Raw genomic sequence first — 23,935 nt, forward strand, 5'->3', positions numbered from 1 at the left:
TCTAAAAATAATAGGAGGAGAAGTGTATGTGTCTGTTCAGAAAATATTGGCATAAATTATCGAGATTGTTTAATAGGCAATTAGATTATTTTTTAGATAATAAGTTATTACCTGCTGTGGAAAGACTTTTATTTTCACAAAACTTCGCGAGATTTATTCAAAGAAACTCTAAGCAAGCTACTGAAGAAGTTATTGAATCAAGTAGATTTCAATCTATTATTTGTAACATTTTAAAAGAATGTACTACATCACCTTTTAAAGAAATTGCAGAGGAGTATTTAGGTAAAAACGTAGAAATTACTGTGACAGTGGGACAGTTAACAGGTGTTATTGTAGCAGTTGGTGATGACTTCTTAACATTGCAAGAAGGAATAGGAACAGAAGTTTTATTACCATTTACAAGTATTATATCAATTAAAGAAGCGTAAGAAAGGAGCGTTATATATGTTATTTACTGATGAATTACGTAACCATGTTGGGGAACTAGTACAAGTTGTGACAGCTGTAGAAATCATTGCAGGCGTTCTTTTATCTGTGACGGATGGGGCAGTAATTGTTCGTACTTCTCCTTCTTATGGACCACCAGAAGATGTAATTGTGCGTATTCCTATTATTGCTTATGTTCGCTTGGAAGGGTAAGAGTGATACAAGTATGAGAGTGTCAGTTGTTATTCCAGTGCATAATGAAGCAAGTACTTTATCAAAAGTTTTAGGAGAAGTAAGAAAGCTCGAACCATATGAAATTATCATAGTAGATAATGGATCGACAGATGGTACGAAAGAAATAGCGCTACAGCATAATTGCCGTGTGATTTATTATAGATATTCCCTTGGTAATGATGTGGGACGGGCAATTGGTGCTAGAGAAGCAAAAGGTGAAATTGTTTTGTTTTTAGATGGTGATATCGTCATGAAAAGTGAAGAATTATACAATTTTATTAAAGGAATACAGCAAGGACATGAGATTGTTTTAAATAATTTAACATGGTCCGTTTATTTGAAGATGAGACCGCATTATACGACGGTTGGAAAATATATGTTAAATCGTTATTTGAACAAGAAGGAGTTTGTTGTAGGATCTTTAATTGCAATACCACATGCGATAAGTCGTAAAGTGATTGAAAAACTGGGGTGGTGGAATTTAGCAGATCCAGCATTATTTCAAGCGATGGCGATGTCTAGAGGAGTAGATATTTCTGATATGGCTTCAGTTGATGTCATTTACACAAATAAAGTTCGTCCTGTCCATACGGGCACATCACCTGGCTCTCCTTATCCGAAAGCGACTAGTCGTATTATGGGTGATCATTTGCGTGCTTTACAATACGTAATCGAAACATACGGTAATCGCGGTGGTTTTTCAGAGGACAATAGAGATAGAGCGTTTGTAGGAAAGTATAAACCAGTTTTATTACAAAAGAAAAAAGCGAAATATAGTGCCATTATCCCAGTATCAGAAGAAAAAATAACTATAAGGTCTGTTATACAAGAAGTGAAAGAAGCAGGTGTAGATGAAATTATAGTTGTCGCGAATGGAGCAGATGTTGAGACTGTTAAACAGGCAAAGCTAGAGAATGTTATTGTAGTTGAATTTACGAAGGCGCTTGGACATAATGTAGCAAGAGCAATAGGGGCCATGCATGCTACGGCAGATATTTGTTTATTCGTTGATGGTGATTTTGTTATTCCAGCAAAAAAACTCACTCCATTTTTACATGCTGTTGAAGATGGAAATGACGTGGTGTTAAATGATTTACAATGCTTATTAGATATGTTTCATCCAGCAGATCCAATTAGTATGGGAAAATACTTTTTGAATTTGATAGCGAAAAGACCAGATTTATGGAATAACTCACTAACTGCTGTACCACATGCCATGCATAAGAAGGTAATAGAGAGAATAGGATATGACTCCCTTATCATTCCGCCATTAGCACAAGTGAAAGCTATTTTAGAAGGATTCTCTATTACAACAGTAGAGTTAGTAGATGTTATAAAAACAAATCGAGTACGTCCAGAGCAACACGAATTTGTAAATGGGCGTATTTCAGCGTTTGATCGTATTTTCGGTGATCAACTTGAGGCGGTTACGTATTTATTACAACGTACGGACGAACGTGGTGGCTTTACTGATGGAGATAGAGATAGAGATATCATTCAACAATTGAGAAGGGAAGAAGAGAATACAAATGAATAGTAGTAAAGTAGCTATTATTGGGTTAGGGTATGTTGGCCTTCCTTTAGCGGTACATTTTGCAGAAAGAGGGCATACAGTACTTGGATTAGATAAAGATATTAGAAAAATAGACTCAATTATAAAAGGAGAAAGTTATATTCCAGATGTTTCTTCTAAAGAGTTACAAAGTTTATTGACGAAAAAAAAATTAACAGTAAACACACCGGATCAAGGCATTGCTGATTTTCAAAATAGTGATTATGTTATTGTCACCGTCCCGACTCCAATTAATGAACAAAGAGAACCAGACTTAAGTGCCCTCATTTCAGCTTCGCATTATATACAACAAAACCTTCAAAAAGGACAAACCTTCATTTTTGAAAGCTCCACATATCCAGGCACACTTGAAGAAGTCATCCTACCTATTATTTCTCAAAATAGTAACAAGGTAGGGGAAGATTTCTATATCGGATATTCCCCTGAGAGAATTGATCCAGCAAATAGTCAATATTCAGTTCAAGCTATTCCAAAAGTTATTAGTGGACAAACAGAAAAGTGTAGACAAAAGGTACAGGATTTATATAGTACCATTTTTGACGAAGTTGTACCTGTTAGCTCTCCGAAAGTAGCAGAGATGTGCAAGCTATTTGAAAATATTCAGCGCTTAGTTAACATTTCTTTAGTAAATGAACTAAACACACTATGTGAAAGTTTAGGAATTGATTTTTATGAGGCGCTTGAAGCCGCATCTACAAAACCGTTTGGATTTACCCCATATTGGCCAGGACCAGGAATAGGAGGACATTGCATTCCAGTAGACCCTTTATATTTTCAATGGAGAATAAAAAAGAATGGGGCAATTAGTCAATTAATTGAGGCAGCACATATAATTAATGAAGAAATGCCAGAGAAAATAGTCCGAAAAGTAAAAGGCATGGTGCAATCACCTGCATCAGTTTTAATTGTAGGAATTGCTTATAAGAAAGATGTAAATGATTTGAGAGAATCACCAGCGTTACCGATTATTCAATTATTAAGAAATCAAGGATACGAGATAGAATATCATGATCCTTATATTTCTTTCGCGGAAATTGGAGATAAGGTGTATCAATCTGTTTCTTTAGATGAAGAAAAAGTTAAAAAAGCGGATTGTATTTTAATTTTAACGGATCATTCTAATATTGATTGGAAGCTTTTTAAAGGAATGGACCGAGTAATAGATACACGCGGGATTGTAAAGAAGGTGAGTAAATGAGTAAGAAATGTTTAATTACAGGTGGGGCCGGATTTATCGGGTCGCATTTAGCTGAAGAGTTGATGAGAAGAGGTTATGAGGTCACTGTTGTGGATAACTTTTATAAAGGTAAAAATAAGTACCATGAAGAGTTAATGAAAAAAATCCGTGTTATTCCAATAAGTGTTTTAGATAAAAATTCTATTTATGAATTAGTAGATCAGCATGATGTCGTGTTTCATTTAGCAGCAATTTTAGGTGTGAAAACAACAATGGAAAAAAGTATAGAGCTCATAGAAACGAATTTTGATGGGACGAGAAATATTTTACAAGCAGCGTTAAAAGGAAAGAAGAAAGTAGTTTTTGCTTCTACTTCAGAAGTATATGGTAAGGCCAAGCCGCCTTTCTCTGAAGAGGGAGATCGATTATACGGGGCAACTTCTAAAATTCGTTGGAGTTATGCAGTTTGTAAAACGTTGGAAGAGACATTATGTTTAGGATACGCATTAGAAGGTTTACCGGTAACGATTGTTCGATATTTTAATATTTATGGTCCAAGAGCGAAAGATGGTCCGTATGCAGGGGTAATCCCGCGATTTATTAGTGCGGCTTTGCAAGGAGAAGACATTCTCGTATATGGAGATGGAAAGCAGACACGTTGCTTTACGTATGTAAGTGATGCGGTAGAGGCAACGATTCGGGCAATGGATGAGAAGGTAAATGGTGAGATTATTAATATAGGTTCTGAGAATGAAAAGAGCATAAAAGAAGTAGCAGAAGTAATTAAAAAATTAACGAATTCTTCTTCAAAGATTGTACAAGTGCCTTTTGAAGAAGTATATCCTTATGGTTTTGAAGAAATTCCAAATAGAAGACCAGACGTAACAAAATTAAAAGAGCTTGTTCAATTTCAAGCGAAAGTAACGTGGGAAAACGGATTGAAGGAAACAATTAAGTGGTTTCGTGAACAAAACAATGGCTAAGTCATTATCTGTTATTATTCCTGCATGTAATGAGGTCGATACGATTTCAGACGTTATTCAATCGGTAAGACCATTAAATCCAGTAGAAATTATTGTAGTAGCAAACGGTTGTAATGATGGAACAGAAGATGTTGCAGATCGTTTAGGGTGTAAAGTAATCAAACATACAGAGCTACTAGGGAACGATGTTGGACGTGCAGTCGGCGCAAAACATGCGATAGGTGATGTATTACTATTTATAGATGGTGATTTTGCTATTCAAACTTCAAAATTAAAATTATTCCTTAATCCGATTTTATACGATCAGGCAGATGTAGTTTTAAATAATTTGGATGCATTATTTTTAAAAAGGCAAAAACCTACTTCTATTACAGTATGGCGCCAAATATTAAATGCAATGTTAGAGCGTGAAGAATTAAAAATTAATTCTTTATTAGATGTACCTCATGCGCTGACGAAAGAAGTCGTTCAAAGCATCGGATATGAATGTTTTGTTAATCCTATTGTGGCTCATTTACGCCTACTTCAAAGTAAATGGAGAATTAGTCGTCATTGCGCCATTGACGTTATTGCGCCAAATAAATTTCGTCCATTCCAGCATGCTGCATATGGAACAAATCTTTCCCAATCTGAAAAAAGAATGATAGGTGATCATATAGAAGCAGTAGCGGCACGGATATTAAGCAGTGATGAGCGCGGAGGATATTATGATGGAAATAGGAAAAGGGATAGTGTCTATCATACTTTAAGTTTTGAAGAGTTTTATCAAGGATGGGGTGTCACATCTAATTTGTATAAAGGAAAGCAACTATCTGTTGTTATTCCCGTACAAGATGAAGAGAAAACAATTGGAAACGTTATAGAAGAGCTTCGCAAAATTGAACCCTTCGAAATTATCGTTGTTGTAAATGGTTCGTCAGATAAAACGAAAAAAATTGCAAAAGACAAAGGGGCAACGACAATTGTATATAAAGAAGCACTCGGAAATGATGTAGGGCGCTCACTTGGAACGTATTTTGCAAAAGGAGAAATTGTGTTATTTATAGACGGCGATTTTGTTATTCCAGCGAGTGAGCTATATCCTTTTGCAAAAGCTATAGCAGATGGAAAGGACGTCGCATTAAATGATTTAAATCATTATTTAGATTTAAGAGTACCGCTTCATCTTGTAACTGCATTTAAGTATGCACTAAATTTAGCTTGTGATAGAAAGGATTTAGGGGTAGGCTCACTTATTGCGGTACCTAATGCATTTAGCCAAAAGTGTTTGAAAGCAATTGGGTATAAATCTTTATTGTCACCTTGTGTAGCACAAGTGAAGGCTCTTCTTTCTGGATTTGAAATTGCATGTGTATATCGTGTTGAGGTTGATAAGATGAACCGTATTCGTCCCAGTGAACATTTCGCAAAAATAGGTCACCCTCCAGCTGTACTTCGAATTATAGGTGATCATATAGAGGGACTAGAGCAAATAATTGCATTAACAGACAATCGTGGCGGATTCTATGATGGCAATAGAAAAAGAGATGTTTTATAGAAGTAACAAAAAAAGTGTACAACATGTGTACACTTTTTTGTTCTGTTATAAAAACTATAACAGATTAGGAGATAAGAGTATTACAGCTCTACAATGGGTATTGTTCTTATATTACAAAATAGGACTCGTATATAAGGGTACCAAAAAAATACAATTAAGGAAAGAGTTAATTTTAAAGACTTTTAAATGAAGTTAACACTATATATATAGTAGTTTGCTCAACATTTCACAAACATGTCACAACTATTTCGTTCACTTTCGTAAAAAAGTAGTATTCTAAGTGTGTAAGCTGTTATATAAAAAATCTTAGTCCTGTACTAATCAAAAATGGAGGAGATTAGGATGACTCAAGTATTAGAAAATGTTAAAAACGCATGGGAAAACTTTAAAGGTGAAAAATGGAAAGCAGAGATTGATGTTCGCGATTTCATTTTAAATAATGTAAACGTTTTCGAAGGGGACGAATCTTTCTTAGCAGAAGCAACTGAAGCAACGAAACAACTTTGGGATCAAGTAATGGATTTAACAACAAAAGAACGTGAAAACGGTGGCGTTCTTGATATGGATACAAAAATTGTTTCTTCTATTACATCACATGACCCAGGATACTTAAATAAAGATATTGAAAAAGTAGTCGGTTTCCAAACTGATAAACCATTTAAGCGTTCTTTACAACCATATGGTGGTATTCGTATGGCAGAACAAGCTTGTGAATCTTATGGATACGAAATGGATAAAGAACTTAGTCGTATTTTTAGAGATTGGAGAAAAACTCATAACCAAGGTGTATTTGATGCTTATACACCAGAAATGAGAGCTGCTCGTAAGTCAGGTGTTATTACTGGTCTTCCAGATGCATACGGACGTGGACGTATTATCGGTGACTATCGCCGCGTAGCGTTATATGGGGTAGATCATTTAATTGAAGCGAAAAAAGCTGATTTAAATTTAACTGGCGGTGTAATGAGCGAAGAGACAATGCGTTTACGCGAAGAATTATCTGAGCAAATGCGTGCACTTCAAGAGTTAAAACAAATGGCTGCTTCTCATGGCTTCGATATTTCTAAGCCAGCAACAAACACGCAAGAAGCATTCCAATGGTTATACTTCGCATATCTTGCAGCAATTAAAGAGCAAAACGGAGCTGCAATGAGTCTTGGACGTACTTCTACATTCTTAGATATTTACATTGAAAGAGATTTAGCAAATGGTACTTTAACAGAAGAAGAAGTACAAGAAATTGTAGATCACTTCATTATGAAATTACGTCTTGTGAAATTTGCAAGAACACCTGATTATAATGAATTATTCTCTGGTGACCCAACTTGGGTAACTGAGTCTATCGGTGGTATGGCATTAGATGGTCGTCCATTAGTAACAAAGAACTCATTCCGTTTCTTGCATACATTAGATAATTTAGGACCAGCTCCAGAACCAAACTTAACAGTTCTTTGGTCTAAACAATTACCAGAGAACTTTAAAAACTACTGTGCGAAAATGTCTATTAAAACATCAGCAATTCAATATGAAAATGATGACATTATGCGTGCTGACTACGGCGATGACTACGGTATTGCATGTTGCGTATCTGCAATGAGAATTGGTAAACAAATGCAATTCTTCGGCGCACGTGCAAACTTAGCAAAAGCATTACTATATGCGATTAACGGTGGTAAAGATGAAAAATCTAAAGCACAAGTTGGTCCTGAGTACGCACCAATTACTTCTGAAGTATTAAATTATGAAGAAGTTATGCATAAGTTTGATATGACAATGGAATGGTTGGCGGGTCTATATTTAAACACATTAAATGTTATCCATTACATGCATGATAAATATAGCTATGAACGTATTGAAATGGCACTTCATGATACAAACGTTCTTCGTACAATGGCAACAGGTATTGCTGGTCTATCTGTAGTAGCAGATTCATTAAGTGCAATTAAATACGCAAAAGTAAAACCAATTCGTGATGAAAATGGTATTGCAGTTGACTTCGAGATTGAAGGAGATTTCCCTAAATACGGTAACAATGATGATCGTGTAGATGAGATTGCTGTAAATCTTGTAAAAACATTTATGAATAAACTTCGTAAACATAAAACATACAGAAATTCTGTTCATACAATGTCAATCTTAACAATCACATCTAACGTTGTATACGGTAAGAAAACTGGTAATACTCCAGATGGCCGCCGTACTGGAGAACCATTTGCACCAGGTGCGAACCCAATGCATGGACGTGATACAAAAGGTGCATTAGCTTCATTATTATCTGTGGCTAAATTACCATATGAAGATGCACAAGATGGTATTTCTAATACATTCTCTATTATTCCGAAAGCACTTGGTAAAGAAGATGATGTACAAGTACGTAACTTAGTATCAATGCTTGATGGCTATGCAGTAAAAGAAGGCCACCACTTAAATATTAACGTATTTAACCGTGAAACATTAATGGATGCAATGGAACATCCTGAGAAATATCCACAATTAACAATTCGCGTATCTGGTTACGCTGTAAACTTTATTAAATTAACTCGTGAACAACAAATTGATGTAATTAACCGTACAATGCATGAAAGCATGTAAATGAAAAAAGTGTCCCTTCGCTCTTAATATATAGCGAAGGGAGGCTGTTTCAATAAAGGAGGAAGTAACATGGTAAAAGGAAGAATACATTCTGTAGAGTCTTGTGGTACTGTTGATGGCCCAGGGATTCGTTATGTCATATTTACACAAGGGTGTTTATTACGTTGTCAATATTGTCATAATGCTGATACGTGGGAAATCGGTAAAGATAAAGAAATAACAGTTGAAGAAGTGATGCAGGATGTGACATGTTACCTTCCATTTATTGAAGCTTCCGGAGGAGGTATAACAGTTAGCGGTGGAGAGCCGTTATTACAGCTAGACTTTTTAATTGAGTTGTTTAAAAAGTGTAAAGAGGCTGGTATCCATACAACAATCGACTCTTCTGGTGGTTGTTATTCTGAGGAACCAGAATTCCAAAATAAGCTAGATATTTTAATGGATTATACAGATTTAGTTTTATTGGATCTGAAACATATCGATTCCAAAAAGCATCGTAAATTAACAGGGAAACCAAATGAACATATTTTACAATTTGCTCGTTATTTATCGGATAAGAATAAACCGATTTGGGTACGACACGTATTAGTTCCTGGTGTTACGGATAATGAAGAGGATCTACAAAAACTATCTAGCTTTATTCAAAGTCTGTCTAATGTTCAAAAAGTTGAAGTGTTACCATATCATAAGCTTGGTGTATATAAATGGGAGGCGCTTGGACACAAGTATCCACTCGCAAATGTAGAACCACCTACTGAGAAAAATGTAGAACATGCTAAATATATTTTACAAGCGGTCTAATCCAAATATTGGATTAGGCTTTTTGCTTTCTTTACAATAAAATCTAGAGTATATATTGATAAAAGAGTATACTGAAAATAGAATATCCATAATTTTGTACGGAATAAATGGAGAAATTTACATAATTGTAAAGGGAAATCAAAATAGTAAAAAGAATTAAGAAGTAAAAGAGTGAGTATCATGGAATAGAGAACATTTGTAAGTTATTGCGAAAGCTCTTATAGGAAAGTATAATGTAAAGATATGAGCACAGATAGGATTAAGGGGTCAATCTTATATGCTTTGCATATCCACGACAGGTACATAGCTGAAAGGGAATTATTAGAATCTGTTTATGTAATTTTTAAGGAAAATGTTTTTCCTATTGTCGTATATGCAATATGGAGAAACAAAAAGCTAGGAGTGGATTTGTTTGATAAAAAACCCCAAGGTTTTAATATTAACTGCACATTACGGTAATGGTCATGTGCAAGTAGCAAAAACATTAGAACAAACATTTCGCCAAAAAGGAATTGAAGATGTTATTGTATGCGACTTGTTTGGAGAATCACATCCATTTATAACTGACATTACAAAATATCTATATTTAAAAAGTTATACAATAGGAAAAGAATTATATCGTTTGTTTTATTACGGGGTAGAAAAAATTTATGATAAGAAAATAGCATCTTGGTATGCGAACTTTGGAAGAAAACGTTTGAAAACACTGTTACAGGTGGAGAAACCAGATATTGTAATTAATACATTTCCAATTATCGCTGTACCAGAATTGAAGAAACAAACAGGTATTTCAATTCCTGTCTATAATGTATTAACGGATTTTTGCGTGCACAAAATATGGATTCATCGAGAAGTAGATCGTTATTTTGTTGCAACGGATCATGTGAAAGAATTGATGGTTGATATCGGTGTACCTGCGGAACAAATTGTTGAAACCGGAATTCCAATTCGGAGTAGTTTTGAGTTAAAGGTAAATCCAGAAATCATATATAATAAATATCAGTTATGTAAGAATAAAAAGATTTTACTAATTGTAGCAGGTGCTCATGGGGTATTAGGAAATGTAAAAGAACTATGCCAATCATTTATGTCAGTGCCTAATTTACAAGTAGTTGTCGTTTGTGGGAAAAATGAAGCTTTAAAACAGGATTTATTAAGTTTACAGAAGCAAAATTCCGATGCATTAAAAGTGTTTGGGTATGTTGAAAATATTGATGAATTATTCCGTGTTACTTCTTGTATGATTACGAAGCCAGGCGGAATAACATTAAGTGAAGCAGCAGCGTTGCAAGTACCTGTCATTTTATATAAGCCTGTTCCAGGACAAGAAAATGAAAATGCGATGTACTTTGAAAGAAAGGGAGCAGCAGTTGTCATTCGCGATGATAGTGAGGTTTTTGCAAAAACAGAGGCATTATTACAAGATGATGTGAAGCTTCTTCAAATGAAAGAAGCAATGAAAAGCATCTATCTTCCAGAGCCAGCTGGCCATATTGTAGATGCAATTTTGGCGGAAAATCATGCAGAACCGCGTCATATACCTATTAAATCACCTGCTCTTGCACAATCTTTTACTTAATATGAAACCCTCTTTGTATATGTAAAGAGGGTTCTTTATTATTTTTAAAGAAAATTTAGCAAGTTATCCACAAAAGGATTGCGCTTTCATTAAACAGTAAAGTCGGAATATTAACAACTATATCCACATTGTCCACAATTTTTAGAAAAATATCCACAATTAAAACAGCTGATATATGCTTTAATATAGAAAAATATTAAATGTTTTTGAAAATTACTAACAATTTCATCGGTTTTGTGGATAAAGTTGTCCACAGCAAAAAAGTCCCTTATGTATAAGGGGCTTTTTTGCTTACTTCTATCAGTCGAGAAAATTATGTAATGAAAATGAATAATTAGGGGGGAAACTTCTAATTATTCATTTTCACTTTAAATGCTTTTCGAGCGATATCCTGCTGCACGATCTGCTTTTTGAAATTCGCGTTGATAGAGAACTTCTTGTGTACTAGATAATGTGTTTTTTGTTTTATCACGTTTCTTTTTATCCATTACAAATCACCTCGTGTCTTAAAGTTACTATTTATCGTTTCCAAAGACATGAGGGGATATACGCATATGGAAAATGTTAACGATTGATTATCATTTCAGAAAATTTAGATTACGCTTCTTTTAATTGATGAGCATCTTGGAAGGTTGTATCTCGCATTGTAGCAAGTGTGTATTGATCTTTTGGAATTTCATATAAGTTATACACTTCTTCGTTTGCGTTAATTTCATCATATACGGCTTTTCTTGTTTCGTTTGCTAGATTCACATATTGCAGTTTTTCTGCAGCTTTAATAGAACGAATATTTATTTTACGAATACGCATGAAAATTGTTTCAATATCTAATTCATAGAAAAGTTCACTAAAAAATGAATCTTTTGCCAATTTGTTATAGCCTTTTCCATGATATGGTTTACCAAGCCATGTCCCGAGAAATCCAGCTTTTTCTTGCACATCAAATAAAGTAATTGTTCCGATAGGGTTACCCCATTCATCTAAAATTGTGCGTGAAATTAATTCACCACGCTCTTCAGCTTCAATCGTTTGTTTCGTTAAGAATAAATATTCTTCATAAGAATAAGCCTTTTGACGCACAAAAGGGAAGACAGCTGGATCCACCATTAACTCGTATAGAACGTGGCTGTCGTGTAAGTCGCGTTTTTTCAACATACTAACTCCTCCTCACACGAGGGTAGCATGACGAAAAAACACCCCACCCTCGAAATTTTTATATCAATCTTTAAAAAATTTCGGGGTGGGAATCGAACCCACTAGAACCAGTTTCTAACGCTGGTGGCGCACCATTTGCCTTCCCCATTCATCAATTTGAAAATGATAATCACGACACAAATTGATTATGGTTTCATTCAGTTTATAATCGTATAATACTTTATCTAGTCAAAAAAATAAACTAGTTTTTTTTATTTTTTTTGTAAATTATTTTTCCATCAATCATAGTTAGTACAGGCTTGGCTAAATAATGGAAAGGATGATGAGTCCATAGCACGAGATCGGCGTCTTTTCCAACCTCGATGCTTCCAATTCTATCCTCTAAACGCAAATTTCGTGCTGGGAATATGGTGATTCCTTCTAGTGCTGTTTTCTCGTCTAACCCTTCTCTTACTGCAACAGCAGCGCAAACATTTAAATATTGAATGGGTGTATAAGGATGATCTGTTGTGATAGAAACTTCCACACCATTTTTTGATAATATATGGTAAGTATCCCATGTTTTATTTTTTAGTTCGATTTTAGAACGGCGTGTCAGAGTGGGACCAACTGAAACCTTCAAATTGTGTTTTGAAAGTTCTTCAACAATAAAGTGTCCTTCTGTGCAATGTTCAATGCGTAAATCGAGATTGAATTCTGTTGCAAAGCGTAGAGCAGAACTAATATCATCTGCTCGGTGAGCGTGGATACGTACGGGTATTTCACGACGTAATGCTTTTAGAATAGGAAGCATTCGAAAATCAGCTTCGTGCCCGTAATGTTGTGCTTCATAGAATGATTCCCGAAGTAACCCCATAATCCCCATACGTGTAATGGATTCTTTTGTTCCATTACTATGGACTTTTTTAGGATTTTCTCCAAAGGCAATCTTTAAACCAGCAGGTTCTTGAATAATCATATGATCAATACAAGTTCCAGCTGTTTTTATTACACAAGTAGTACCCCCGATAATATTTTGACTGCCAGGCATAACGTGAACGGTTGTAATTCCGTTTTGTACAGCGTCTTGAAAGGCAATATCGAAAGGATGGATTCCATCTAAAGAACGAATATGTGGTGTTGAAACTTCAGATGTTTCATTGGCATCATTTCCAGCCCAACCAGTACCTTCATCATAGAGACCAAGGTGAGTATGGACATCAATAAAGCCAGGTAAGAGATGGAGTGCTCGTGCATCTATAACGGTCATATCTTGAGTAGGTGGAATAAAAGGTTTGACCTCGGTAATTCGCTCTCCTGTAACGAGTACATCTCCTTGAAACTTTTGAGATGTAATAGGGTATACAATGGCCTGTTTGAGCAATATTTTCATAGGTACCTCATTTCTGTTACTTTATAATGCTAATGGAAGTTAAGGGAAAGTAACTGAAAGGTTATTTGTGTGGTAATGCTTCGGATCCTAGAAAATGAAAGTTTTGAAAGAGCCCATGTAAAATTGTGTTTTAGAAGTACTACATTGTATGCGAAAGTATATTTTGTAATGCATGGTCTATTTCTGGAAATGTGTATTGGTATCCATGTTCAATTGCTTTAATGGGTAATACACGTTGCCCTTCTAGTACAAGTATGCTCATTTCACCTAATAAAGTTTGAATGATAAAAGAAGGTACAGGCAACCAATGAGGCTTTTTCATTATAGTTGCAATGGTTTCTCCAAATTCCTTCATTCTTATAGGTGTTGGTGCTGTCATATTAAGAGGACCATCAATTTCTTTTTTGTGTATGATGAAATCCATCATACGAACGACATCGTCTATATGAATCCATGATAACCATTGCTTCCCAGAACCAATGGTGCCGCCGATATAGAATTGATAGGGAAGTAGCATTTTTGGAAGAGCTCCTTCATTTGTACCTAATACAACTCCAAATCTTGCGTAGATTGTTCGTATTCCGAGAGAACGTGCTTTAGATGCTTCTTGTTCCCATGAATATACTGTATTTGCTAAAAAGTCATTTCCAGGAGTCTCATGCTGTTCTGTAAAAGACTCTATTTCAGACGTTCCATAGTATCCAATAGCACTTGCGTTAATAAATGTGTGTGGCTTTGTATGGAGTCCCTGCAATTGTTTAATGAGTCCTTTTGTTGTTTGAATTCTACTGTTTAAAATGGCTTTCTTTTGTTGCTTTGTCCATCTACTATTAATAGACTCTCCCGCTAGATTAATAACTACATCAATAGAAGAGAGGGGGAAGGTTTGTAAATCTGGTGTCCATTGAACATACTGAAGGTTAGGATCGGAAGTTTCAGTAGTTTTTTTTCGTGTGAGAATGTAAACAGTATATCCTTTTTGAATAAAAAAAGTAGAAAGGGATTTACCGATAAAGCCTGTACCACCAGAAATTGCGATTTTCACAAGTATTTCCTCCTCATTATATATATTCTTGAAAAGAAAAAATGTTCCTCGACTATGTTAAAATAATAGAGAGGTGAGAGTATGGCTGTCATTACAAAAATAGAAGTACAAAAACGATCGAAAGAACGATTTAATATTTATATTGATAAAGGTCAAGGCGAAGAGTACGGATTTAGTGTGGATCAAGTAATCTTAATAAAGCATGGATTACAAAAAGGCTTAGAAATTGATGAAATCGAGTTAGGAAATATTTTGTACAATGAAGAAGTGCAAAAAGCATATTTACAAGCAATCTCCTATTTATCCTATCAAATGAGAACAAAACAAGAAATAGAAGATTTTTTACGAAAAAAAGAAGCGGGACAGGCCATCATCTCTGAAGTCGTTTCGAAATTATTACATGACCGATATATTAATGATAAAGAGTATGCTGTTTTATATACGCGAACGCAAAGTAATGTGAATCGAAAAGGTCCAACTGTTATTAAAAGAGAGTTATTAAATAAAGGTGTTCAGGATTTAATTATTACACATAGTTTACAAGAATATCCGAAGGAAAAGCAAATTGAGAATGCCTTGTTTCTCATAGAGAAGAAGAAAAAATCTTATCAAAAACATTCTTTTTTACAAATGAAACTAAAGTTAGATGAGATGCTTGTTCGAAAAGGATATTCTAGAGAAGTAATTCAAATTTGTTTGGAAGAATTGAAAGACGAAAAAGATGACGAAAAGCAACAAGAAGCGTTACACTATCATGGGAATAAATATTATGAGAAATATAAGAAGCATGATGGATGGACATTTGAAAACAAGATGAAACAAGCGTTATATCGAAAAGGATTCTCTATTGATGAAATCGAGATATTTTTGCAAATGAAACGCGAAGAGGAATGAGGAGAATAAGATGAATATGCCAAAACGCTACAGTGAAATGACACCGCATGAGCTAAGAGAAGAAATTGGCGCTTTGAAGGAGCAAGCAGTAAAAGCGGAGCAGCTTGGGATTGTCAATGAATTTGATGTATTAATGAGAAAAATGGCAATGGCTCGTGCTTATATGACGGATATAAACAAATTCCGTATTGGTGAAACATATGAATTAGTAGAAGAACCTGGTGTATTATTTAAAATTACGTATTTCAATGGGGTATTTGCTTGGGGATATAAGCAAAATGATAATGAAGAGATTGGCATACCAATTTCCTTATTGCAAGAAAAATAAAAACCAGAGAGCATATATCTCTCTGGTTTTCATCTTTGGTAGGCGTTAAAGGAGATAGGAGATTCTAAAATTGGCGTTTTTTACATTCATTTGCCAATATAATGAGAGACTGGGTTTGTTGCGTCTGTCCGTTAACTTGCGCTTTCGCATGTTTTGGACGAGTCCACGTATGGTTAAATAATTCAGAACGACTATCTAAGCGATCACGGTAGCTCATCTTTATCACCTCGTGTAGGAAGTTAATTTAATTTGTACTACTCTTCCTGCTGATTTGCAGCACGCATACGTTCTTGTGGGTGCGTGTTAATTGTGCCGTTAGGTCGTTTCGAAGCGAAGCGTGATTTCGCTTTCGGTTGACCGTCGATTTTGCTGTTGTTTTTTGACTCAGACCAAAATTCGGCTTGTTTACCCATTACGAACGCCCTCCTCATTATCGGTTGATACCTCTTTAAGAAGTATCAATTATAGAATGTGCAAAATTGAAGAAACTATCCTTTAGAAATGAAGGGATAAATAGGTAAAAGGAGATTATAATATGAATGATATTTATGAAACATTAACGAAAGAATTATTAGACAAGAATGACAAGCTTTCTTACGCACAAGCTCGTGCGTGGGTTGAGTTACTATGGGAAGATTTTCAAACAACTTATGCAAAATCAGGTCGTTATCAAGGCGATGAAATGACGGAACAAGTGGTACGATCATGGATTAATAATCATGGTGTACGCCTTCATGAAATGCGTACAAATAATCCGAAGTATAGTCATTTAATTAATCAAGAAGATCATTTGAAACATTAAAAAAAGCGACTTAAGTCGCTTTTTTTAATGTGGAAGTAATTCCAGTTTTTTTCGAAGCTTTTCTTCACTAAAGATCCATCCTGTATAGGAACTAATAATATTTAAATTGTGGTCGAGCTGAACGATTGCAACAAATGGATAATAATCTTTACTTCGATATCGTAAATCAATGAATCGTACTTCATAATAATGGTCATGATCAAAAATATCCCAGCGATATACAGGAGAGAAAGATAGAAAGGCCGAGATGTTTTCATCTTGTTTAGCTGCTCGCATAATATTATTGTCTGGGAACGGTACCCGATCGAACTTATCATATATCATGATGTTACCACGGTGCCATCTCGCAACGTAGTAATAATCAGCCGTAACGATTGCTAAATGGTAATGGTAAAATCGGTAAGAAGGAGAAATGATAATCTTTTCGACATTTTTGAAACGTTTGTGTACAACGCTTCTTATATTTCTGTGCATCATAATCCGTCCGATATAGTAAACAATCATTAATATATATGCCGCTAAAGCTGTATATCCCTTATGAGAACCGACGAGCATGCAAGCAATTGCAAGTATATGGATAAAGAAAATTACGGTATCGAATGTATTAATCACGCCGAGTGCGACCCATTTTTTTGTGAAAGGCCGTAATGCTTGTGTACCATAGGCATTGAAAATATCTACAAAGACGTGAAGGAAGACAGCAATAAATGACCAAAGCAGTAGATGAAGATATGGAGCGTCTGAAAAGAAGGCGAAAGAGATGCCACTTATAAGGAATGACCAAAGAATTACCGCAGGAATAGAATGAGTAATCCCACGATGATTTCTTATATATTTAGCGTTATTACGCAATTTTAAAACTGTGTCAATGTCAGGAATGTTGGAACCAGCAATTGTAGCAAGCATAACAGCTTGGGGGCCAATATCACTTTGTGCTATGGCTGGATCTAATGTTGCTAAGCTACCTAAAGTGATACCCATAACAAGGTGAGTGGCTGTGTCCATAGAAATCCACCTCCGTTTTTTATTAATGTAACTCTTTTTATTCGATACCTCAAGTCCTTTGCCTTCTATTTCCTGTATCATCTTACTTAAATTTTTTCCTAAAATCTTTATAATAGTACTTATATGCAAAAAAATGAGGGGGATCAAGTTTGACACTTGAAATACTAAACAATTTTAATATAGAGCAGTTTCAAAATGATTTAATTGGTTGGTTTGAAGAAGAACAGCGCGACTTACCATGGAGAAAGAATAAAGATCCATACCGCGTTTGGGTTTCTGAAATTATGTTACAGCAAACAAGAGTAGAAGCTGTAAAACCATATTACGCAAATTTTATGGGGAAGTTTCCTACACTTGAAGCGTTAGCGAACGCAGATGATGAAGAAGTATTAAAAGCATGGGAAGGTTTAGGATATTATTCTAGAGCACGTAATTTACATGCGGCAGTAAAAGAGGTAAAAGAAGTATACGGCGGAGTTGTACCAAGTGATGTAAAGAAAATTGAAAAGTTAAAAGGAGTCGGACCATATACAAAAGGTGCTATTTTAAGTATCGCATATGGTATACCAGAGCCGGCAGTTGATGGAAATGTTATGCGTGTATTATCTCGTATTTTATCAGTATGGGATGATATTGCAAAACCAAAGACTCGAAAAGTTTTTGAAGAGATTGTGCGTGAAATTATTTCGATTGAAAATCCATCTTATTTTAATCAAGGTTTGATGGAATTAGGTGCACTAATTTGTATTCCGAAAAATCCAGCATGCTTACTTTGTCCTGTACGTGAACATTGCAGAGGGTATGCTGAAGGTGTTCAAAAAGAATTACCAGTAAAAAGTAAAGCGAAAGCTCCTAAAATGGTACCTATTGTTGCAGGTGTACTTCAAACTGAAGACGGTCGTTACGTTATTAATAAACGTCCAAGTACAGGTTTGTTAGCTAATATGTGGGAGTTTCCGAATGTGGAACTTGGAGAAAGTATTCGAAATCAGAAGGAACAGCTTATAGATTATATGAAAGAAAAATTTGAGCTCGAGGTTTTTATTGATGAATACGCAATGAATGTACAACATACGTTTACACATCGTACTTGGGATATATTTGTATTTTACGGAAAAGTAACAGGTAATATTGTTGATACAGATACATTAAAATTTGTATCAAAAGAGGTATTTGAGCAATTACCTTTCTCAAAATCACACCGTACTATTTATGAAAATTGTGTGGAGAAAATTACAATGCAATAAATAAAAAAGTGTTCCCAATCTAGGGAACACTTTTTTAATCGTAAGAAATTTTTGTCCCATGAGTCCAACTAGCTTCACCTTCTTGTAAGCCGCCTCTTGATTCGATTTCTACTACAATTTCTTTGTAAATACTTTGCCCTTCTACATTTAAATAAGGCAGAACCTGTTGTAGTGAGTGATGAAAATAAGCTAATTCATCTTCTTTCCATTCATTTTTTGAAATCATCGTTAGTTCAGTCATATCGCGTCCTATATACATATTTCCACCTCCATTTCTTATAGTTTGAATAAGTAACAAAAGATATATGCGGAAATTATTCAAAAGAAAATTACGGATAGCTTCTAAGTGAATTGGTTACATTATTGATTGTGGAGGTGAGAAAGATGAGTAAAAAACAACAAGGTTATAACAAGGCAACTTCTGGTGCTAGCATTCAAAGTACAAATGCTAGTTATGGTACAGAGTTTGCGACTGAAACAAATGTACAAGCAGTAAAACAAGCAAACGCACAATCAGAAGCAAAGAAAGCACAAGCTTCTGGTGCACAAAGTGCAAACGCTAGTTATGGTACAGAATTTGCAACTGAAACAGACGTGCATGCTGTGAAAAAACAAAATGCTAAGTCAGCTGCAAAACAATCACAATCTTCTAGCTCAAATCAGTAATGAAAGAAAAACACTTCTCTAATTCGGGAGAAGTGTTTTCTTTTTGCGTGGATCGTTGTAATGAAAAGAAAGCGAACGACATAACTTCTAATAAGTCAACAAATGTAGTCAAAGGAGAAGGAAGTTAACAATTAGAATTATGTAATTAGGAATAATAACTGATGAATAAGTCCAAAAGGGGGTAAGTAATGAACGATTTTGATAAGTTGGTAGAGGAGCAATTAGAGACGATGGATGAGTTGTTAAAGTTACAAGCACATCTAGAGAAGTATCAACAAATCGAAATGAATGAAAAAGATACGTGCGATAAAAAAGAACTGCATTTTATCCGCCAGGAAATATATAGAACAGAAGTAGCTTTGAAGATGTTACATGAGAAATTTGAAGAACAAACGAATAGTGTAATTCAATCTTTTGCAACTGAAAAAATGATTTCAAATTTAGGATAAGATATATTGTTATCTTCAGGTGAAAAGTCCTTCTTTGTATGGAAATAGAGAAGGGCTTTTTCTATTACATGTCCTCGCTTATAAATAATGCAGTACAATCCTTATCTCTTAAGAAGAGTTGGGGCATAGTATTCAACGATAAACCTCCTGCATATTCAGTTTGAAAAATAGAGTCTTATCCCTTTAGTTTTAAAATTTCGACAAAAAAGTTATAATAGAAAAAAAGTGAATGCCGTTCAAAGGGCATTTGCAGTTGAAAGAAGGGAGCATATATGGGATTTCCCAAAGAAGGAGAAAAAGTACAAATACATAGTTATAAACATAATGGCTCCATTCATAGAATGTGGGAAGAAACAACAATTTTAAAAGGGACACAGAGTCTTGTAATCGGAGCGAATGATCGTACAGTAGTTACAGAATCGGATGGCCGAACATGGATTACTCGTGAACCAGCAATTTGTTATTTTCATGCCAACTATTGGTTTAATGTGATTGGGATGCTTAGGGAAGATGGCGTATATTATTATTGTAATTTAAGCTCACCTTTTGCGTATGATCCTGAAGCATTAAAGTATATTGATTATGATTTAGATATTAAAGTATATCCAGATATGACATATACGCTTCTAGATGAAGATGAGTATGAAAAACATAGTCAAATTATGCAGTATCCACCTGTTATTGATACAATTTTAAAACGAAATGTAGCACATTTAACACAGTGGATTCATCAAAGAAAAGGTCCATTTGCACCAGATTTCGTAGATATGTGGTATGAACGATATTTAATGTACAGAAATTAAAACAAACCTGCAGGGGGCTTCCCGGCAGGTTTGTCCTATTAGAGGGGGGATTATGTGCAAGGCATAAAAAGATATTTACAATTTGTTAAACCATATCGATGGCTTATTGCTATTACAATTATTATTGGACTAGTTAAGTTCGGTATCCCACTTATTATGCCGTGGTTATTAAAGTATATTATCGATGATGTAATTCAAGGCGCGGGCTCACTTCAAGATAAAACATCTCAATTAATAACAGCGATTGGAATTGCTTTTTTTATTTTTGCGGTATTAAGACCACCGATTGAATATTATCGTCAATATTTCGCCCAACGTATCGCAAATACAATACTGTATGATTTGCGGAAGCATATTTTCGGTCACTTACAAAAGTTAAGTTTACGTTATTACTCCAATACAAAAACAGGGGAGATTATTTCGCGTGTCATCCATGATGTAGAACAAACGAAGGATTTTGTAATTACTGGTTTGATGAACGTCTGGTTAGATACTGCAACAATTGCTATTGCTATCATTGTTATGTTTTCTATGAATATAAAATTAACATTTGTTGCGTTATTGATTTTACCTATTTATGTAATTGCAGTGAAATATTTTTTCGGACGTCTTCGGAAATTGACGAAAGAGCGTTCACAAGCATTAGCGACGATGCAAGGGTATTTGCATGAACGTATTCAAGGAATGCAAGTGACACGTAGCTTTGCGTTAGAAGAGTATGAGGGGAAGCAGTTTGAAAAAAGAAATAATGAATTTTTAACGAAAGCATTAACCCATACAAGTTGGACGGCAAGAACATTTTCGGCAGTAAATACGTTAACCGATTTAGGTCCGTTACTTGTGATTGGTTTTGCAGCATATGAAGTAATTCAAGGGCAGTTAACGCTAGGAACGATGGTAGCTTTTGTTGGATATATGGATAGTTTATATAGTCCGCTTCGCCGCCTTGTTAATTCATCTACAACATTAACACAATCTTTTGCATCGATGGACCGTGTGTTTGAACTGTTAGATGAAAAATACGATATTGTTAATGTACCAAATGCGGTACAAACGAAAAAATTAAATGGAGAAATTGTATTTGACAATGTTTCTTTTCGTTATAATGCAGATGAAAAAGAGATATTACACAACTTGTCATTAACTATGCAGCCTGGAGAGAAAGTAGCGCTTGTAGGAGCGAGTGGGGGAGGAAAGTCATCTCTTGCTAGTTTGATCCCGCGTTTCTATGATGTTTCTGAAGGCGCGGTTTATGTAGATGGCATAGATGTAAGAAAGTACAATATGAGAAATTTGCGTAGTCATATTGGAATTGTACTGCAGGATAATTTATTGTTTAGCGATACAATTGGAGCTAATATTTTATATGGAAATCCGAAAGCTACAGAGAAAGAAGTGATTGTAGCTGCCAAAGCTGCGCAAATTCATGATTTTATTATAGACTTACCAGATGGTTATAATACTGTCGTTGGAGAACGTGGTGTGAAGCTATCAGGCGGGCAAAGACAACGCGTGGCAATTGCACGAGTGTTTCTAAAGAATCCGTCGGTACTTATATTAGATGAAGCAACTTCAGCATTAGATTTAGAAAATGAAAGGTATATTCAAGAGGCGCTTCAGACGTTAGCTGCTGACCGGACAACGATTATAATCGCACATCGATTAGCGACGATTACGCATGTTGATACGATTATTTACATTGAAGACGGTGAGATTAAAGAGACTGGTTCTCATGAAGAGTTAATGCGAAAAAGAGGATTTTATTACAATTTATATCAACTTCAACATATAACAGAAACAGCTCCTTTAGCATAAAAGGAGCTGTTTTTTTATTCGTCTTCTTTTTTATCATCGATTTGGAGTTCTTTTTCTGGTTTATGATATGTGTAGAAGCTATCTACAAGCAAATCTAAATGCTCTACTTCTTCACTATAGTTAATGATGGAAGAAATAAGAGGAAAGAGATGTAACCATGTTTTATATGCTTCTTCATCGTCTTTATTTTGATATTCCATAAAGATATCAATTAATTCTTGTTTACCTGTTTCAACTTCATCAAGCATTTCAACTGATTGTTGTTTTTTTGCTTTACCAATAAATTTTAATAAAACTTGTTCATGATAATGCGTTAATGAGTCAAGTTCGTTTTGGATAGATTCCTGAAATTCTTCTGGCATATAGCGCAGTTCATTTTCAGTACGGTGTAATGATTTTAACGTACTTAAAGCACGGCTTGTTGTCGCTAACATTTGTCTGAATAAAACGAGCTTACGAATTTTTGCGAACTTTACTTTTTTCGTATAGCTTCTTTCTTCTTTATACAGCAAATAGTAATGATTTAGTTTGATCATTTTTTCTTTCATACGATCAATATCAGTTTTTAGCGTTGTAAAATCAGAAGCCTGCCTGCTATTCATTCGAATCCATTTTACAATTTCTTCTGTATTATCAACGATACGATGATAAAGTTTTGTTTCATATTTTGGCGGCATAAATACTAAATTTACAAGTGAAGCCGCAATAATACCAATCATAATCGTCGCAAATCGAAGTAAGGCAAAACTAAAGAAATCTTCGCCTTGATACTCCATAATGGCGATAACTGTTACTAAAGCAATTGATATTGTGTTTTCTAATCGTAATTGTAATGTAAGAGCAATTACTAATATACATGTTAATCCAATAATAAAAGGATTATGTCCAAAAGCAGTAGCAAATGCGATAGCAAATATCGCACCAATTACATTTGCTTGAATTTGTTCAAGTGCTGTTAAATAAGAACGGTATACAGACGGTTGAACAGCAAAGATAGCTGAAATTCCCGCAAATACCGGACTCGGTAATTGAAGTAAAATACAAGCAAATAAAGCTAACGTGATGGCAATACCCGTTTTTAAAATGCGAGCACCAAGTTTCATACCCTTAATAAGATCCTTTCTCTTGTCATAATGAATGTACAACATGATACTATACATTCATTACAATATGTTAGCAAGTGATATTTTAGTGACGTTAAAAGAAATTAGTCTTCATTTTATCCCGCTAATTGTGAGTAGTAAGATTACTGCCTCAAAAATCAGAAGCTAGATGCCGGTAAACGCTCGATTGGTGTAGGCTAATTAAAGTTTCACTTTATAATTTTTCCTAATTCCTTTTAAACATCAGTTTTTAGTAAAAAAACCTGCTGAATTTCAGCAGGTCTCAAATTGTTATTATAGATTACTATGAGAAGCGTACTTCGTCAATTTTTTCTTAATAATGAAAATT

The 23,935-nt window shown here is 34.8% G+C and carries 27 protein-coding genes; 18 read left to right on the forward strand and 9 right to left on the reverse strand.

Annotation, left to right across the window (positions count from 1 at the left end; genetic code table 11):
* The first annotated feature begins 26 nt into the window (after positions 1-26).
* The 10 genes from MKY21_RS02470 (at position 27) to MKY21_RS02515 (ending at position 10,902) form a co-directional block, all read left to right on the forward strand.
* Positions 27-428: a DUF2642 domain-containing protein gene (locus tag MKY21_RS02470; protein WP_341075362.1), complete on the forward strand. Its 402-nt coding sequence runs from the start codon at positions 27-29 to the stop codon at positions 426-428.
* Positions 429-444: 16 nt separating this feature from the next.
* Positions 445-639, forward strand: a complete 195-nt coding sequence (locus tag MKY21_RS02475) for a hypothetical protein (protein ID WP_000899468.1) — start codon at positions 445-447, stop codon at positions 637-639.
* Positions 640-652: 13 nt separating this feature from the next.
* Positions 653-2,197 carry a glycosyltransferase family 2 protein gene (locus tag MKY21_RS02480; protein ID WP_341075363.1) on the forward strand — a complete coding sequence of 515 codons (1,545 nt, stop codon included), beginning with the start codon at positions 653-655 and terminating at the stop codon, positions 2,195-2,197.
* Positions 2,190-3,431: a nucleotide sugar dehydrogenase gene (locus MKY21_RS02485; protein ID WP_001088930.1), complete on the forward strand. Its 1,242-nt coding sequence runs from the start codon at positions 2,190-2,192 to the stop codon at positions 3,429-3,431. Before MKY21_RS02480 ends, MKY21_RS02485 begins: the two co-directional genes overlap by 8 nt.
* On the forward strand, positions 3,428-4,393 hold the full coding sequence (locus tag MKY21_RS02490; protein WP_000037015.1) for an NAD-dependent epimerase/dehydratase family protein: 966 nt from the start codon (positions 3,428-3,430) through the stop codon (positions 4,391-4,393). Before MKY21_RS02485 ends, MKY21_RS02490 begins: the two co-directional genes overlap by 4 nt.
* Positions 4,386-5,930: a glycosyltransferase family 2 protein gene (locus MKY21_RS02495; protein WP_341077884.1), complete on the forward strand. Its 1,545-nt coding sequence runs from the start codon at positions 4,386-4,388 to the stop codon at positions 5,928-5,930. Before MKY21_RS02490 ends, MKY21_RS02495 begins: the two co-directional genes overlap by 8 nt.
* Positions 5,899-6,120: a hypothetical protein gene (locus MKY21_RS02500; protein WP_016117126.1), complete on the forward strand. Its 222-nt coding sequence runs from the start codon at positions 5,899-5,901 to the stop codon at positions 6,118-6,120. Before MKY21_RS02495 ends, MKY21_RS02500 begins: the two co-directional genes overlap by 32 nt.
* A 152-nt stretch (positions 6,121-6,272) precedes the next feature.
* Positions 6,273-8,522: a formate C-acetyltransferase gene (gene pflB, locus MKY21_RS02505; protein ID WP_016117127.1), complete on the forward strand. Its 2,250-nt coding sequence runs from the start codon at positions 6,273-6,275 to the stop codon at positions 8,520-8,522.
* A gap of 69 nt (positions 8,523-8,591) precedes the next feature.
* Positions 8,592-9,323, forward strand: coding sequence for a pyruvate formate-lyase-activating protein (gene pflA / locus MKY21_RS02510; protein ID WP_097856044.1), 732 nt, complete (start codon positions 8,592-8,594; stop codon positions 9,321-9,323).
* A gap of 412 nt (positions 9,324-9,735) precedes the next feature.
* On the forward strand, positions 9,736-10,902 hold the full coding sequence (locus MKY21_RS02515) for a diglucosyl diacylglycerol synthase (protein WP_000594688.1): 1,167 nt from the start codon (positions 9,736-9,738) through the stop codon (positions 10,900-10,902).
* A 368-nt stretch (positions 10,903-11,270) separates the two neighbouring features.
* Here the strand turns inward: MKY21_RS02515 and MKY21_RS02520 are convergent, their stop codons facing one another.
* From MKY21_RS02520 to MKY21_RS02535, 4 genes are all read right to left on the reverse strand, one after another.
* Entirely contained in the window at positions 11,271-11,390 is a 120-nt protein-coding gene (locus MKY21_RS02520) for a YfhE family protein (protein WP_000358486.1), read from the reverse strand.
* Positions 11,391-11,499: 109 nt separating this feature from the next.
* Positions 11,500-12,057: a GNAT family N-acetyltransferase gene (locus tag MKY21_RS02525; protein ID WP_000914737.1), complete on the reverse strand. Its 558-nt coding sequence runs from the start codon at positions 12,055-12,057 to the stop codon at positions 11,500-11,502.
* A gap of 241 nt (positions 12,058-12,298) precedes the next feature.
* The gene (locus MKY21_RS02530; RefSeq protein ID WP_000698314.1) at positions 12,299-13,429 is read right to left on the reverse strand and encodes an amidohydrolase; all 1,131 of its coding nucleotides are present in this window, start codon (positions 13,427-13,429) and stop codon (positions 12,299-12,301) included.
* Positions 13,430-13,568: 139 nt separating this feature from the next.
* The gene (locus MKY21_RS02535; protein WP_000684383.1) at positions 13,569-14,474 is read right to left on the reverse strand and encodes a TIGR01777 family oxidoreductase; all 906 of its coding nucleotides are present in this window, start codon (positions 14,472-14,474) and stop codon (positions 13,569-13,571) included.
* Positions 14,475-14,555: 81 nt separating this feature from the next.
* On the opposite strand from MKY21_RS02535, the gene recX reads away from it, so the two are divergent.
* Together recX and MKY21_RS02545 are read left to right on the forward strand one after the other, a co-directional pair.
* Positions 14,556-15,368, forward strand: a complete 813-nt coding sequence (gene recX, locus MKY21_RS02540; RefSeq protein ID WP_000268500.1) for a recombination regulator RecX — start codon at positions 14,556-14,558, stop codon at positions 15,366-15,368.
* Between the two features lie 10 nt (positions 15,369-15,378).
* Entirely contained in the window at positions 15,379-15,696 is a 318-nt protein-coding gene (locus tag MKY21_RS02545) for a YfhH family protein (protein WP_001057024.1), read from the forward strand.
* 64 nt (positions 15,697-15,760) lie between these two features.
* Here MKY21_RS02545 and MKY21_RS02550 read toward each other — a convergent pair whose 3' ends face one another.
* Both MKY21_RS02550 and MKY21_RS02555 read right to left on the reverse strand, forming a co-directional pair.
* Complete coding sequence (locus MKY21_RS02550; RefSeq protein ID WP_000122093.1) at positions 15,761-15,913, reverse strand: YpzG family protein; 153 nt, start codon at positions 15,911-15,913, stop codon at positions 15,761-15,763.
* Positions 15,914-15,950: 37 nt separating this feature from the next.
* On the reverse strand, positions 15,951-16,109 hold the full coding sequence (locus MKY21_RS02555) for a small, acid-soluble spore protein K (RefSeq protein WP_000517891.1): 159 nt from the start codon (positions 16,107-16,109) through the stop codon (positions 15,951-15,953).
* Between the two features lie 122 nt (positions 16,110-16,231).
* On the opposite strand from MKY21_RS02555, the gene MKY21_RS02560 reads away from it, so the two are divergent.
* Positions 16,232-16,498 (forward strand): YfhJ family protein, encoded by a 267-nt coding sequence (locus tag MKY21_RS02560; protein WP_000998166.1) that lies wholly within the window; start codon positions 16,232-16,234, stop codon positions 16,496-16,498.
* Between the two features lie 24 nt (positions 16,499-16,522).
* On the opposite strand, the gene MKY21_RS02565 is transcribed toward MKY21_RS02560, so the two are convergent.
* Positions 16,523-17,503, reverse strand: a complete 981-nt coding sequence (locus MKY21_RS02565) for a metal-dependent hydrolase (RefSeq protein WP_000379106.1) — start codon at positions 17,501-17,503, stop codon at positions 16,523-16,525.
* Positions 17,504-17,652: 149 nt separating this feature from the next.
* On the opposite strand from MKY21_RS02565, the gene mutY reads away from it, so the two are divergent.
* Positions 17,653-18,750: an A/G-specific adenine glycosylase gene (mutY, locus tag MKY21_RS02570; protein ID WP_000171390.1), complete on the forward strand. Its 1,098-nt coding sequence runs from the start codon at positions 17,653-17,655 to the stop codon at positions 18,748-18,750.
* Positions 18,751-18,784: 34 nt separating this feature from the next.
* On the opposite strand, the gene MKY21_RS02575 is transcribed toward mutY, so the two are convergent.
* A complete protein-coding gene (locus tag MKY21_RS02575; RefSeq protein WP_000275436.1) occupies positions 18,785-19,009 on the reverse strand; it encodes a hypothetical protein in 225 nt (74 codons plus the stop codon).
* Between the two features lie 125 nt (positions 19,010-19,134).
* Here MKY21_RS02575 and MKY21_RS02580 point away from each other — a divergent pair, with 125 nt between their 5' ends.
* The 4 genes from MKY21_RS02580 (at position 19,135) to MKY21_RS02595 (ending at position 22,483) form a co-directional block, all read left to right on the forward strand.
* Complete coding sequence (locus MKY21_RS02580) at positions 19,135-19,416, forward strand: gamma-type small acid-soluble spore protein (protein ID WP_000039035.1); 282 nt, start codon at positions 19,135-19,137, stop codon at positions 19,414-19,416.
* Positions 19,417-19,604: 188 nt separating this feature from the next.
* The gene (locus tag MKY21_RS02585; protein ID WP_086392063.1) at positions 19,605-19,865 is read left to right on the forward strand and encodes a YgaB family protein; all 261 of its coding nucleotides are present in this window, start codon (positions 19,605-19,607) and stop codon (positions 19,863-19,865) included.
* A 272-nt stretch (positions 19,866-20,137) separates the two neighbouring features.
* Complete coding sequence (gene ntdP / locus MKY21_RS02590; RefSeq protein ID WP_000506624.1) at positions 20,138-20,668, forward strand: nucleoside tri-diphosphate phosphatase; 531 nt, start codon at positions 20,138-20,140, stop codon at positions 20,666-20,668.
* 54 nt (positions 20,669-20,722) lie between these two features.
* Positions 20,723-22,483, forward strand: a complete 1,761-nt coding sequence (locus tag MKY21_RS02595) for an ABC transporter ATP-binding protein (protein ID WP_098481455.1) — start codon at positions 20,723-20,725, stop codon at positions 22,481-22,483.
* A 14-nt stretch (positions 22,484-22,497) separates the two neighbouring features.
* On the opposite strand, the gene MKY21_RS02600 is transcribed toward MKY21_RS02595, so the two are convergent.
* Positions 22,498-23,586, reverse strand: a complete 1,089-nt coding sequence (locus MKY21_RS02600) for an aromatic acid exporter family protein (RefSeq protein ID WP_000765787.1) — start codon at positions 23,584-23,586, stop codon at positions 22,498-22,500.
* Between the last annotated feature and the right edge of the window lie 349 nt (positions 23,587-23,935).

Source organism: Bacillus sp. FSL R9-9497, assembly GCF_038005805.1.
Taxonomy (GTDB): Bacteria; Bacillota; Bacilli; order Bacillales; family Bacillaceae_G; genus Bacillus_A; species Bacillus_A cereus.

Coding starts and splice junctions, on each gene's coding strand:
- MKY21_RS02555 (WP_000517891.1), bottom strand. CDS start 16,109: ATGGGTAAACAAGCCGAATTTTGGTCTGAGTCAAAAAACAACAGCAAA.
- MKY21_RS02490 (WP_000037015.1), top strand. CDS start 3,428: ATGAGTAAGAAATGTTTAATTACAGGTGGGGCCGGATTTATCGGGTCG.
- MKY21_RS02530 (WP_000698314.1), bottom strand. CDS start 13,429: ATGAAAATATTGCTCAAACAGGCCATTGTATACCCTATTACATCTCAA.
- MKY21_RS02565 (WP_000379106.1), bottom strand. CDS start 17,503: ATGGACACAGCCACTCACCTTGTTATGGGTATCACTTTAGGTAGCTTA.
- MKY21_RS02545 (WP_001057024.1), top strand. CDS start 15,379: ATGAATATGCCAAAACGCTACAGTGAAATGACACCGCATGAGCTAAGA.
- ntdP (WP_000506624.1), top strand. CDS start 20,138: ATGGGATTTCCCAAAGAAGGAGAAAAAGTACAAATACATAGTTATAAA.
- pflB (WP_016117127.1), top strand. CDS start 6,273: ATGACTCAAGTATTAGAAAATGTTAAAAACGCATGGGAAAACTTTAAA.
- MKY21_RS02495 (WP_341077884.1), top strand. CDS start 4,386: ATGGCTAAGTCATTATCTGTTATTATTCCTGCATGTAATGAGGTCGAT.
- MKY21_RS02580 (WP_000039035.1), top strand. CDS start 19,135: ATGAGTAAAAAACAACAAGGTTATAACAAGGCAACTTCTGGTGCTAGC.
- pflA (WP_097856044.1), top strand. CDS start 8,592: ATGGTAAAAGGAAGAATACATTCTGTAGAGTCTTGTGGTACTGTTGAT.
- MKY21_RS02600 (WP_000765787.1), bottom strand. CDS start 23,586: ATGAAACTTGGTGCTCGCATTTTAAAAACGGGTATTGCCATCACGTTA.
- MKY21_RS02525 (WP_000914737.1), bottom strand. CDS start 12,057: ATGTTGAAAAAACGCGACTTACACGACAGCCACGTTCTATACGAGTTA.
- MKY21_RS02585 (WP_086392063.1), top strand. CDS start 19,605: ATGAACGATTTTGATAAGTTGGTAGAGGAGCAATTAGAGACGATGGAT.
- recX (WP_000268500.1), top strand. CDS start 14,556: ATGGCTGTCATTACAAAAATAGAAGTACAAAAACGATCGAAAGAACGA.
- MKY21_RS02475 (WP_000899468.1), top strand. CDS start 445: ATGTTATTTACTGATGAATTACGTAACCATGTTGGGGAACTAGTACAA.
- MKY21_RS02520 (WP_000358486.1), bottom strand. CDS start 11,390: ATGGATAAAAAGAAACGTGATAAAACAAAAAACACATTATCTAGTACA.
- MKY21_RS02550 (WP_000122093.1), bottom strand. CDS start 15,913: ATGAGCTACCGTGATCGCTTAGATAGTCGTTCTGAATTATTTAACCAT.
- MKY21_RS02575 (WP_000275436.1), bottom strand. CDS start 19,009: ATGTATATAGGACGCGATATGACTGAACTAACGATGATTTCAAAAAAT.
- MKY21_RS02560 (WP_000998166.1), top strand. CDS start 16,232: ATGAATGATATTTATGAAACATTAACGAAAGAATTATTAGACAAGAAT.
- MKY21_RS02485 (WP_001088930.1), top strand. CDS start 2,190: ATGAATAGTAGTAAAGTAGCTATTATTGGGTTAGGGTATGTTGGCCTT.
- MKY21_RS02480 (WP_341075363.1), top strand. CDS start 653: ATGAGAGTGTCAGTTGTTATTCCAGTGCATAATGAAGCAAGTACTTTA.
- MKY21_RS02470 (WP_341075362.1), top strand. CDS start 27: ATGTGTCTGTTCAGAAAATATTGGCATAAATTATCGAGATTGTTTAAT.
- MKY21_RS02500 (WP_016117126.1), top strand. CDS start 5,899: ATGATGGCAATAGAAAAAGAGATGTTTTATAGAAGTAACAAAAAAAGT.